The sequence below is a fragment of the Paraprevotella clara YIT 11840 genome (assembly GCF_000233955.1).
Classification (GTDB): domain Bacteria; phylum Bacteroidota; class Bacteroidia; order Bacteroidales; family Bacteroidaceae; genus Paraprevotella; species Paraprevotella clara.
Genome location: NZ_JH376617.1, coordinates 1 through 12,813, shown reverse-complemented (window position 1 = coordinate 12,813; position 12,813 = coordinate 1). Strand labels below are relative to the sequence as shown.

Below are 12,813 nucleotides of genomic sequence, written 5' to 3'. Positions count from 1 at the left end.
CTCTATCTTCTCGTTCGTCCAGAAGTCGTACCAAACCGTACCGCATGGAAGATAAACCTCTGTAGATTTCGGCTGTTGGAAATCGGCCTGCACCTTTCCTTCGGCTTTCCCTGCATTATCGCGGTTCCATCCGCTTTCTTCATTCACCTTCACCACTTTCTCCTGCGTATATTGTGCATGCAACACAGGCGCTACAAGGAAAGCCTTTCCAAACATATATTCGTCATTCATGTCCCACACCTTCTTGTCCTTTGGGAAATCCATGACGAGCGCACGCATGAACGTAGACTGGCGATGACTCACATCCCACGACGTAGAATAAATGTAGGGCAAAAGGGAATAACGCAGGCGTATCATCTTCTCAATGGCATCATACACCGGTTCGCCTTTTTGGCCGAATTGATAAATCTCGCGTGGGGTGTCAGCACCGTGGGAGCGCATCATCGGTGTAAAAGTTCCGAACTGCAACCAACGTACATAAAGCTCCTGATAAAGCGGATTCTTAGGAGCCGTTCCGTCATTCCAACTCTTATTATATTGCCCGGCAAAGAAACCGCCAATGTCGTTGTTCCAGTGGGGCATGCCACAAAGTGAGAAGTTCAAGCCGGCCGGTACCTGATTGCGCAAGGTCTCCCATGATGAACCCACGTCACCACTCCACACATTAGCCCCATAACGCTGCTGTCCCAAAAAGCCCGAACGGGTCAGGATAAACACACGTTTATCTGACGACACGGCACGCTGATGGTCGTACACTCCGCCAACGGACATGAGCGGATAGGCATTACGTACTTTGCGGAAAGACCCCATGTAGGTCTTCGTGTCCATATCTTCGGGCTTAAAATCCAAATGATCCGGTTCAGTAGAATCCATCCACCATGCATCCATACCAAGCTTAAAGATTCCCTCGTTCAGGTATTTCCAGTAGATGTCACGAGCTTCAGGAGAATAAGCGTCATACACTCGCACGCCAGAAGGATATTCCATATCGGGCGGCCAACCTTCCGTCCCAGAGGCAGGCCACGTCCGGAAATCGTACAATAATCCTTTATCGGCCAATTCCCGATAAGGCTTTGTAGCCGGACCGAACGACGACCAGATGGAAATAGCCATGTGCGCGTTCATCGCATGTACGTCATCTATCATTTTTTTGGGATTATTGAATAGAGGATTCTGAAAGTCCATAGCATTCCACAAATAGTTGTGTCCCCAATATTGCCAATCTTGAATAATACCGTCAAGAGGTACACCTAATTCACGATACTTACGTACAACACCTACCGTCTCTTCTTGGCTCTTATAACGTTCCTTACTTTGCCAATAACCATAAGTCCAAAGAGGAAACATCGGTACCTCTCCCGTAAGATAACGTATCTGTGCCACTACGCCGTCGGCATCCGCACCATACATGAAATAATAATCCATACAATCGCCCACCTCCGAACGGAAAGAAGTCTCTTTCTCATTGTCGGTAAAGACTGTGGGGGAATAATTGTCCCAGAAGAGGCCATATCCTTTGGTAGATTGGATGAATGGACTTACGTCTTCCACGTTACCTTGTACAAGATTCTTCACTTGCCCACGTTGGGACATCTTCCCGTTTTGTAACTGTCCCAACCCGTAAAGAGCCTCATCGGAATCCAGTTGGAAAGCCTGGTAAACACTATAAGTTGCATCACCTGCATCGTTAAAGGCGGTAAACTGTTTTTCCACACTTTTTTCACGGAGCAAAGGAGTACCGTCAGCCGTTTCGTAAGAAAGGACACCAGTCGACGTGTCGAGACTTACCTGTAGTTCCTTGGTGCCAAGCACAATGTCCCCCTTCTTGACAGAGATTTTGAAGCCGACTTCACCCGGAGAAGCCACAACCGACAAACTTTTTTTCTCAAAACTCTCACCATGGGGGGACTTGAGTATCCTCACCACAGAGGGAGTGAAAAACTGTACCTCCACATCCACGGCGTTCACGGTAGCTTTCACGCCGTAAGCAGTCTTTTGGTAATCCTGAGCCCAGGCTGCGGCCACACAGGCCACCCCACCCAAAAACAACATCATCTTTCTCATTCTATTTCTATTATTGTTCAACAACGCAAAATTATAGTCCCATAGTCCATCTCCCATAATAACTATGTTGAAAACAATCGTAATGAGGTTGAAACACCAAAGGACATGTTACATCCCATATGTCCGCATGTTACATTCTTCTTGATAAAAGTATGCAAACCGACTATCTTACTTCTTACATATATAAAGAATGCGCAGGAATCGGTGTAGAGAACAGCCTCCCTCTACGGTATCCTGCGCACCCACTCGTGTCTATTATCGCCACCAAATTCAGCTAAAACGCCAGTAATCCCAGTTCATCAGGTTCTTGCCGGCGCCGCCCTTGAAAAGGAACACCAGGTCATGTACGCCTTTAGCCCCTTTCACGCGGCATTCCATTTCTTTATACGCCTGCATGCCTCCGGTGGCTTTCACCTCCAGCGTGCCCACCAACGGTCCGTCGACACAGTCCAAATGTATCTCGACGGTACAGCCTTGCTCCGCAGCGATGCAGGCACGGAAACGTTTGGCGCCCCGCTTCCCGAAGTCCACGCCACGAACAATCAACGAGTCGCCATCATCCACAGCCGTCACATAGATGCCGCCGCCCGGCATCTTCTCCGTCTTCAGTCCATATCCCCAAGCCATCGTCTCGGCCTCCACTCTGCGGTACGGGTCGAAATGCTCAATCTGTTCCACCTTCACATCCTTGAAATAAGGCACTTCTTGTATCGTCCCGTCAGCATTATAGTGCATCTCGGCCACAGAGATGGAACGGCGTTCGTGGTGTTCTTCCATTTCCAGACGCAACAAGTCGTAATTCTGTCCGAACACGTACGTCTTTCCCTTGTAGTCGATAATGCCGGGATGGTTACCACGCGTACGGTCGGTCGGACGCATGATGTATCCCTTCACGTCCCACGGACCGGTAGGAGAATCGCTCATGGCATAACCGATGCCTTCGGGGCAGCAAGTGGAAGCAAAGGCCAAGTAATAATGGTTGTTGCGCTTGTAAAACCATGGCCCTTCCTGATAAGTCTTCAGCTTGCCGATTTTTACGATGTCACCCGAGGTAGAAATCATGTCTTCGTTGAGCTTCACATAATAAAGATTGGGGTTGCCCCAATACATATAAGCCTGTCCGTCGTCGTCGATATATACCGTGGGGTCGATGTCGTCCCAATGCTCCTTTTGCCATACCAAAGGCTTGCCGATAGGGTCTTTAAAAGGACCGTAAGGCGAGTCGGATACCAACACGCCGATTCCATTGCCATGAAGCGGACAGTACATATAGAACTTGCCATTACGTTCGACGACCTGCAAAGCCCATGCTCCGTTGTCACGCTTACGCCAAGTGAAGTCCTTCAACGAAGCAATGGGACCGTGGTCGGTCCAGTTCACCATGTCGGTGGAAGTATAAAGTTGCCAATCCAACATTTTGAACCCATATCCCTGTGCATCGTCCTCGTCATGGGACGTATAAAGGAACACAGTGTCGTTGTACACCATCGGCGCGGGGTCGGCCGTGTACTTGGTCTGGATAATGGGCTCTTGTGCGTAAAGCACGGTTTGCCCTGCACATGCCAACAATGTGGCGAAGGCAGATGTCATAAGTGAATGTTTCATTTTACCAATCTATTATTTAAAGGTTATCTTTTATAGCCAAAATTCCATCTTCAGGATTCGGACGACCGGAAAAAAAGCCTCAACGTTTCTGCCAGATAGGCACGGGCGTTCATCCATGTATGTTCCCCGTCCGTGATACGCGTCCGGCAGGAAATGCCTTTCTCCCGAAAATAATCAAGATGTCTCATCACATCGGCGTAGAGGAAATCTCCGCGCCCTACACCGAACCACTTCACCCGGTAGAGAGAATCCATACGTGCAGGATTCCCCATAAGCTGCCCGAAATGACGCTCCATCACCTGCGGAGTAAGATAGGCACTATAAGAAGCCACGTGGGCGAACAATTCAGGATGGGAAAATGCTGCAAACAGAGCCTGCCCACCGCCACGCGAGAACCCGCCCACCGCACGGGACTCGCGCGAAAGCTCCGTACGGAAACTTGACTCCACATAGGGAATCACGGCTTCCGTCAGTTCGCGGGCGAAGGTGGCATACATCTCGGCAGCCTCAGGCGATGAGGGCATGGGCGTACCATGAGACGGCATATAACCGTACGGCATGACTACGAGCATCGGCTCGGCCTCGCCTCTGGCGATGAGATTGTCCAAAATGGCATCCACACGCCCTACCTTATACCAGGTTTCCTCCGTATCAGTCGTGCCGCTCACGAGATAAAGCACGGGATAACGCCGTTCGGTCTCCCGGTCATAGCCCGGAGGCGTATAAACCAACATCGTACGATCGGCGTGCAAAACCTCGGAATAATAACTGCAATAGCGTACCTGTCCCCTCGGAACATCTTTATGGCGCGCATAGAGGGCTGCCGTATCCGGCATCTCCAACAAACTGGCTTTGAAACGTTCGTTGGGAAAAATCAGGGGATTACTCGGATCGGAGGTCTCTACCCCATCGATACGGAATGAATAAGGATAAATGTCGGGACGGTCTATCTTTACCGTCACGCTCCACACTCCATCAGTTCCTTTCCGCATCGGACATGTGCCTTCCATAAACTGTCCCGAAAGTTCCACTCGTGAAGCCGAGGGAGCACTGACAGAGAAAGTCACCTCCCCACCGGTATCCACACGGGGCGACACGACCGGGTTATTCCACGGATTCCCTTGTGCCACAACCTCCGCCCTACACACTACCATAGCCACAAAAGCTAAGGCTATTCCCTTTCCTATTCTCCGTTTCATTTATTTGAATCCATTTTGTATAATAATTATAATTCGTAACTCCTACTTAATCAGCTCCATAAAAATAAAGTCCTCCGTAACTCCAGTTTGCCCCGGTAATGCCTGGAAAATTAGGCCTGTCCATCGTCAGCAACACATACCTGTAAGGATAGCCTTCCGGCAAGGGCACAAGGCTCGCCCATACACGTCCCGCCGCTTTAGGCCAATGGGGTTGTAAATCCAAATCCATCTCACCCAATAACTCAAGGCTGGGGTAGGCATGCACCCTCAGGTTTCCATGTCCTCCCATGAAAGCATAATATTTTCCCCCTATTTTTTGTATGGATGTTCCTGTTGAATTCAATGATATGAGCGGAGCAACCCGCGTGAACTTTCCATCCCATTCCTCAGACTCAAAAATACCGGAAGTTATAGATTTACTGGTCAGCACACTGGTAAGCAACCTCCACTTCTTATTTTGGGAATCATAAAATATACAAGGGTCTTCATTATGCCCCAAAACATGATCTGTTTCAACCCGCCGAGCTTTCATTACTGAAAACCCTCGCCGGGGATCTTTAGACGATACGGCTGTCACCAATCCGGTGCCGGACCGGAGTTCCGTGTAGGCAGTCCCCCCGAAATCGCAAGCATACGCTTTCCATAATTTCTCGCGACGGTCATAGAAAAGATGAGAAGCATAATCATTCCTCAGCAAACCGTCGCCATGGTCAAACACGATTACCCCTTCAAAGCGGATATCAAAGACAGAAGGGTCGAGGCTCAACACTCCTTGCACGGACTGGTTGATGTCTATCCCCCGGCAACTGAACGTGAACCACAAACGGCTTTGGTCCATATACGGACTTAAGTCTTCGTATGAAACCAACCGAATATCTGCCTGACCGATTCCCGTAGACAGATAAGAACGGGCACCGGCGACCTCCACACGTCCGCATGAATTGGAAATGACATTGAAAGTAGCCTCAGCAGCCTCTTCTACGGAACGGAAATCTATCACTTCACTAAAATTTTTCTTTATCGGCACATAACCTAAGAAAGAAGTATGCCCATATTCCTCAATAAATGCTCCGAGAGAATTTCCGTAAAGTTGCGCCCGTAATGTAAAACTACCGTCAGGCAATGAAGAAGAAAAACGTTCTTCACGTTCCACAAGGCCATCCTTATATATCCTTAAATATATTCCTTCTTTCAGGGAGTCCAGACAAGCGAAAAGCTGTACGCGGTCTTGCAACCCCATCCGCGCCAATTCAAATCCGACCTCAGATTCCCCATCGTTTCCGTATTCCCATGAATGAATATCTATTTCATAAGTAGCATAAGGATTGACCGCACCCACATAAAAACTCACGGAGCTTTTTTTCTCATCCTCCCCTAAAACAAGACACCCCTTGTATATATGGGCATGAAATGAAGTATCGCACTTTGGCCTTCCGTCCCGTGAAGGAAGAAAAGCCGGATGCATGGATTCAAAGGAAACGATTTCCGAGGGGACAAATTCTGAAAGTGGAATGTTATTCGAAAAAATAAATCTCCTGACAGCCAAACGATGGAAATGAAGTTCCAAAGGATTGGCAACCACCGTATCTGTCCCCTTGAGGTATGCTTTCCCGGTAAAACCACCCCCAAGCAGGAATAAAACGAATATAATAAGCTTGTATTTCATGTCTTGATTCTTGTATTTCCTTCTGATGGCAAAATTACATTCAACCATTCATCTTATTTCCCCTCATAAACAAATGAAACTGCGTTCTTCTCACCGGAATGGGGCACCACAGAGACCTCGTATTTACCGGCCAAAGCCGTCCACTCTTTAACGTTCACGTTCCAACGTAACAAATCTTCCCGACAAACGGTGAAGGACACTTTACGGCTTTCTCCCTTGGCTATGAAAACCCGTTTATGCCCTATCAACTTTTGCTTCAGCCCGCCAACAGCCCACTGGGGAGCAGACAAATAACACTGAACGATTTCCTCACCGTCATACCCTCCTTTATTGGACACCGTCACTTCCACGGACAAAGTATCGCTTCCCGACATGCGGCTTTTATCTACCACCGGACGCGAATATTCGAAGCGGGTATAACTCAACCCATAACCGAAAGGGAACATCACATCACCCTTAAAATATTGGTAGCTTCTACCCTTTGTCACATCATAACTGTCCATTGGAGGGAGTTGGCGTTCGTCCGCAAAAAAAGTCACCGGCGTTTTGCCCGAAGGATTCACTTTGCCCAGCAAGATATGGGTAATGGCACGCGCTTCCCCCTGTCCCCCCATCCACACATTCAGGATGGCTTTCGGCAGACGGACAAACGGAGCAAGCATCAAAGGACTCCCGCTGCCCAAAATCAATATGGTGTTGGGGTTGGCTTCCGTAACTTTACGGATCAATTCTATTTGAGCCTCCCCCCAATGCAAGTCTTTCCGGTCCCTGCCTTCTGAAGAATTGTCGTCCCTCAAGAATAAAATAGCCACATCCGACTCTTTTGCCAACTTTTCGGGGGTGACTCCCTTATCGTCAAAAGGAAGCCTCCACGACAGGCGAACGGCCTGTTGCGCCTTCATTCCACAAGCTTCCACTTCAACTTGATATTCCTGCCCCTTTACCAAAGGCAATTCAAAGCTGCCACGCACTTTCTGATTGCTTCCTTTGCGAAAAACAACCTTCCCGTCTATCCGGATAGAGACCCGACCGGAGCCTTCGAACATGAAAGAGTACCTTCCCGTAAGCGGGGCTTGCAAGACAGAAGTCCAACGTGCCGACAAATCCTTGGCACTTTTCAACTTGTCATCCATAGCCGGTACAAAATCCAGCACTAAATCCTGACGAACCAACAACGGTGTCCCCACGGCTTCTTTGTCCGCATAATATTCGCCCGTAAAACCCAATATCCCATCGTGAGCTTCTCCTACTCCCCGTGACAAATATCGGGAAGGAACAGTCTCCTCTTTCGTACGCTCGCCCACCCAACTTAACTCAGCACGGCTTCCTACGGCATCGCGTAAACAATCCCACAGAACTTCATTGATTTCCGGACTTGCACTATAATCTCCATAATAAACCGTGTTAAAGGCATCGCCTATCAAAGCGATTTTACGGACATCACCGCTGCCCAGCTCCAACGGAAGGAGCCCATCATTCTTCAACAGCACCATGGACTTTTCGGCAGCTTCAAGAGCCAACTCCCTATGTGCAGGACATTCGACTACGGAATATGGGATGTCGACATAAGGATTTCCACCGATATCACCGTCCAACCCCAATCTCACACGCAACTCCAGTACACGCTCCACAGCACGGTCAAGGTCATCGTCATCAATTAGCTTCTCTGTATATGCCCTACGCAGCCCGTCCCGATATTCATCCCGCAGCGACATATCGCAACCGGACTTCAATGCCATTGCGGCAGCCTCTGCCGGCGTACTTGCATACTTATGGTGGGTATATATCTTTTCTACGGCAGACCCGTCTGAGATGACAACACCCCGGAATCCCCACTCCTTGCGCAACACGTCATTCAAAAGATAAGCGTTCGCACAACACGGCACTCCGTTCAACGCATTATAGGCTCCCATGACAGAAGCTGCCCCGCCTCTTACCACAGCTTCGCGAAAGGCCGGGAAATAATATTCCCGCAAGGACAGTTCATCCACGTCCGCCGACCCTCCGGCACGCCTGTTTTCCTCGTTGTTAGCCACAAAATGCTTTATGGTGGCAACCGCTTTCAACCAACGCGCATCATCCCCCTGCAAACCTTGTACATAAGCAACGCCCATTTCACCAGTCAGAAGTGGGTCCTCGCTGAAGCATTCCGACGTACGCCCCCACCTCGGATCGCGTGCAATATTCAATGTGGGAGAAAAAAACGTAAGGCCGAATTGCCTCGGTGAATACCCCTTCTCTTCCATCACTTTACGGTGCTTGGCACGGGCTTCGTCGGATATGGCCGTACTTATCCGTTTAATCAGATCCACATCCCACGTAGCCCCCAAGCCTATCGGTTTCGGGAAGGCCGTAGCCTTACCCGCCCTCGCCACACCGTTGAGACACTCGCTCCACCAATCGTAACGGATAATGCCTAAACGCTCCACTGCCGGAGCATCCGCACAGAGCAAATCTATCTTCTCTTCGACCGTTAGCCCCTTCCGGATGTCCGACACCTTACCGCCGACGTCTTTTTCCCCTGCAAGGCATTGCAAGGAAAGCCAACCGACTAATATAGCAAATATCTCTCTCATACTTTATGAAATAAAACTATTCTCAACCTACGATAAGCAGACCGCCGTTACAAGGAATCGTTACTTTCACGGTCTGCTTCTTCCCAAGCTTCACAGACTTCACTTCTCCCTGCAATTCTTTATCATCGGCATATACCTGCAATTCCGTACCGGAAGCCCACATCGGCAAAGTGATTTCCGTCTTCAGCGTTTCCTGTTGCGCGTTCACTCCCGCCACATACCATTTGTCACCGTGACGACGCGCCAAGATGACGTATTTCCCGGGGTAACCATCGATGAAACGGACATCATCCCACGTCGTAGGCACTTGTTTCATGAAATCTATCGCCCAAGCCGGAGCGTCCGTCAGATTGTTGGGGGCGAGGGCAAAATGTTGCACGGGCGACTGGAACAATACGGCCGTAGCCAACGCATAGACATCGGACGTCACCCGGCGGCTGCCGCGCGGTTCGTTCTTCGCATTGTAATACTTGTTCAGCGCACTGCCACCGAAGTCCATACTGCCCACCGTATTCCGGATGAAAGGATGCAGGCAGGCATTGAAAGCCTCGGCATCGCAACTTTTCTGCGAGAAGTTCAGATTCTCACTGGCCAATACCGCCTCACTGGCCACGAAATTGGGATACATCCGCTCCCAACCGCGCGGAAGGGTACAACCGTGGTAAATCACCATCAAACCGTAATCGTTGGCATCCGCCAGGATGTCTTCGTAAAGCTGCATGGTCTGCTGCTTGTCGCTTCCGATAAAGTCTACCTTGATACCCCGGATGCCGGCTTCCTTCATCCATTTCATTTCACGGCGACGGACTATCATGTTGTCCATGCGGCCACGCGGTCCCTGAGGCGCATCGTTCCAATAACCGTTGGAATTGTACCACAAATACAAGCCTACGCCCTTACCTGCGGCGTAACGGGCCAGTTCCGCTATCCGTTCGTATCCCACGCGCGAATCCCACCAGGCATCCACGAGCACGCTCTCGTAACCCATGTCCGCAGCGAAATCCACGTAACGCTTCTGTTCGTCATAGTTCATGCTGTTGTCGCCGCCGATAATCCAGCTCCACGTGCCACGACCGTAAACATACCGGCGCGAAGGCTCATAGAGAGGTTCCACCACGTCGTATGGTATGGTGGTCTCCACAATCGGTGCCAACGTCTGCCCTATGGTAATCGTACGCCAAGGCGTTTCGCCCGGCAAGGCGATACCGGGGCAGGCCGTCCCGTTACCGTTATATTCCCCCTCCTGCGGGAAGCCGATGGTGTAAAGTCCGCCGTCCTTTCCCATCAGGCGGCTCGCGCAATAACGGCTGTCCACTCCCGTCTCGGAAATCAGCACCCAGCCCTTGTCTCCCGTACGGAACAGGCAGGGGAACGTGTAACCATGCCCCCATCCGTTCTTTCCCATCTCATCGTCGGCGGTGTACCCTGTCTCATAGCTCGGATAGGTACGGGCAAAACCGCCCATCGGTGCCACTTGCGGGCAAAGGAAAGTCGTGGTACCGTCGGGGAGCACAAAGCCCGTAGCCTCCTCCTTGACCACGCAACACAAAGTTTCTCCCTGCGGATACATCTTATATTTAAAGGCCACGTCATGATCGGACACATGGAATACGACATCGAAAATATGCTTGCCGTCCCGGTAAAAAGGGCAGACCGCTTTCGTCGCCCGCACGTCCACCCTACCACGTTTGATGGTCGGTAATTCATAATGCCCCGACACGGGCGAAACGGCAAAAGAGGATTCCTGCAAAACCATGCCTTGCGAAAAGTCGCCGATATTCGTAGACAACCCCAAGGGGGAGGATTCCAAGAACAAAGTTTCACCGTAGGACACACGATAAGTAGGCCGGCCGCCGTCATCGGCTACCGTCACCACTAATTTCTTATCCGGACTTGAAAACTGTACGGTGGCCGCATCTGCCACCCCAAACGCACCCAGTGCGCACGCAAGTAAGAAGTATTTCTTCATTGGGTAAATGATTGATTAATAGTTTTTGATTATTCCCGTCACAAAAGTACGAATAAAAACAAGACTTTCACTTCGCTCATGTTACATATATTTTGTTTCTTGTATCATTTTCAAAGCATGCCGAAGCGAAGAGTCCTGCTCAGAAAACGGAAAAATACTTAAAAACGGGATGCACACGTGCCGCCACAACCTTTTTTCACTCTATTTGATGTTTTTCCACGGTCAAAAGCGACATGTCAAACTGACACGCAAGTGCCGTCCCATACTTGTGTGCCCTTTACTTTTCTACGGATGTCCTCCCCCGACCGGACAAAAAGAAACGGGAAATGCCCAGTGGCTGACAAGCAGCTTTTCCACCGACGCATGAGAATCGCCTATTTTCAAAAGCCTCCGCCCCGAGGCCGTACGAAAGATTCTCGCAAGGCTTAAATTAACAAAATGACAGAAGGACTCTTATTTCATGCTTTTGATAAGTAAATTGTGAATCTTATTACTTTTAAGGGGATTACCAACTAAAATAATACGATTATCCTTATCCAACAAAAACACGTGGAACTGTTCTTCACTTGGTATGCATGGATTAATTTTAGAAAAAATATTCTTATCATCTATAAAGACTGGATATTTAAAGTTCTCAGACAAAACCTTGATTTTCACCAATCCTAACTCATTATGTTTAGGTGACACTATAAACAATATATCAAACACTCCTTCCAGACTATCAGATAACTCCACATAAACATCCCATTCGTGCATAGTTTTCAATCCACATGACATACAGGAAATTGAATCCATATAAACAACAAGTTTATATTCCGAGAGATATCGATTGACAGTTTCTTTCTCTTTAAGACCTTGGTAACACAAAAAAAGAATCAAGAGAAAGTATAACTTCTTTGCCAATCATACCCTAGCCTTTATAAGTTTTATTTCCCCATCCTTATTTTCCACAAAAGCCCAAAGCCGTCCTTTATCGACAGTCATACAATTTATATAGACAATATCTGACGGAAGGCAATATCTATGCACACATTCCCCGTCAAAATCAAACTTCAAGATTTCATTGTACCGCTCTTCCGGCCCGGCTAACACGGCATAAAAACAATCATCTGCCACATGCAGGGCATTAAATCCGACTACTGTTTTCCGGACATACGACGACACAAGTCGGAACGGCTCCCTGAGCAATGGAATATTTCGGAGCATAGAAGCCTTTCACCAACTTATGGCTTATTTCTTCCCCACTCAAAGACAATATCTCAAAGGCCGCCCCTATCCCGGTGGTTATGACAATATGTTTTTCGTCAGGAGAAACACCAAAAGACGCCAAATTACCCCAAACCGACCTGTTGTTCTCTTCTTTTTCGTACAAAACCGGGAAATCCGAATATGTGGCAAGCACCTTTGATTGATTAAAGATTTGAATCCTATTCTCAGGATGGTTACCAAATCCAAGGAAACGGTTGTCTGATAAAGCCAAGACCTGATAGAAGCGATGCTCCACAGGTCGCCCGCTTTCCACGTCTCCCATTCTTATCACATCTTGAACAGGATTGCCTCCACCCAATGCCTCTTTCACGGAAAAGCAAACATTATACTGCGTATTGTAATCGTACACGCAACAGGTCTTCTTATCCTTAGACAAGGACAATCCTTGCGGCAAGATAAATTCTCCGCGCGCCCGTCCTCTTTCACCAAAGCTTTTAACTACATACCCTTTCGTATGAATAAAAT

General features: G+C 48.9%; 7 protein-coding genes. All 7 read right to left on the bottom strand.

Annotated elements, in window-relative coordinates; all coding sequences use genetic code 11:
• On the bottom strand, window positions 1-2,064 hold a 2,064-nt coding region (locus HMPREF9441_RS13170; RefSeq protein WP_039865331.1), incomplete at its 3' end, for a glycoside hydrolase family 31 protein.
• Window positions 2,065-2,334: 270 nt separating this feature from the next.
• Entirely contained in the window at window positions 2,335-3,669 is a 1,335-nt protein-coding gene (locus HMPREF9441_RS13165) for a glycoside hydrolase family 43 protein (protein WP_008622035.1), read from the bottom strand.
• 50 nt (window positions 3,670-3,719) lie between these two features.
• The gene (locus HMPREF9441_RS13160) at window positions 3,720-4,868 is read right to left on the bottom strand and encodes an esterase (protein WP_008622034.1); all 1,149 of its coding nucleotides are present in this window, start codon (window positions 4,866-4,868) and stop codon (window positions 3,720-3,722) included.
• Between the two features lie 46 nt (window positions 4,869-4,914).
• The gene (locus HMPREF9441_RS13155; RefSeq protein ID WP_244949772.1) at window positions 4,915-6,219 is read right to left on the bottom strand and encodes a hypothetical protein; all 1,305 of its coding nucleotides are present in this window, start codon (window positions 6,217-6,219) and stop codon (window positions 4,915-4,917) included.
• A 368-nt stretch (window positions 6,220-6,587) separates the two neighbouring features.
• Entirely contained in the window at window positions 6,588-9,110 is a 2,523-nt protein-coding gene (locus HMPREF9441_RS13150; protein WP_008622028.1) for a beta-glucosidase, read from the bottom strand.
• Between the two features lie 22 nt (window positions 9,111-9,132).
• Complete coding sequence (locus HMPREF9441_RS13145) at window positions 9,133-11,079, bottom strand: glycoside hydrolase family 97 protein (RefSeq protein ID WP_008622027.1); 1,947 nt, start codon at window positions 11,077-11,079, stop codon at window positions 9,133-9,135.
• A gap of 1,126 nt (window positions 11,080-12,205) precedes the next feature.
• A partial coding sequence (locus HMPREF9441_RS13130) for a TolB-like 6-bladed beta-propeller domain-containing protein (protein ID WP_008622023.1) occupies window positions 12,206-12,813 on the bottom strand: 608 nt, incomplete at its 5' end.

What these genes read in the sequence shown, in the direction of transcription:
- HMPREF9441_RS13150 (WP_008622028.1), bottom strand. Translation starts at nt 9,110, where the DNA reads ATGAGAGAGATATTTGCTATATTAGTCGGTTGGCTTTCCTTGCAATGC.
- HMPREF9441_RS13145 (WP_008622027.1), bottom strand. Translation starts at nt 11,079, where the DNA reads ATGAAGAAATACTTCTTACTTGCGTGCGCACTGGGTGCGTTTGGGGTG.
- HMPREF9441_RS13165 (WP_008622035.1), bottom strand. Translation starts at nt 3,669, where the DNA reads ATGAAACATTCACTTATGACATCTGCCTTCGCCACATTGTTGGCATGT.
- HMPREF9441_RS13160 (WP_008622034.1), bottom strand. Translation starts at nt 4,868, where the DNA reads ATGAAACGGAGAATAGGAAAGGGAATAGCCTTAGCTTTTGTGGCTATG.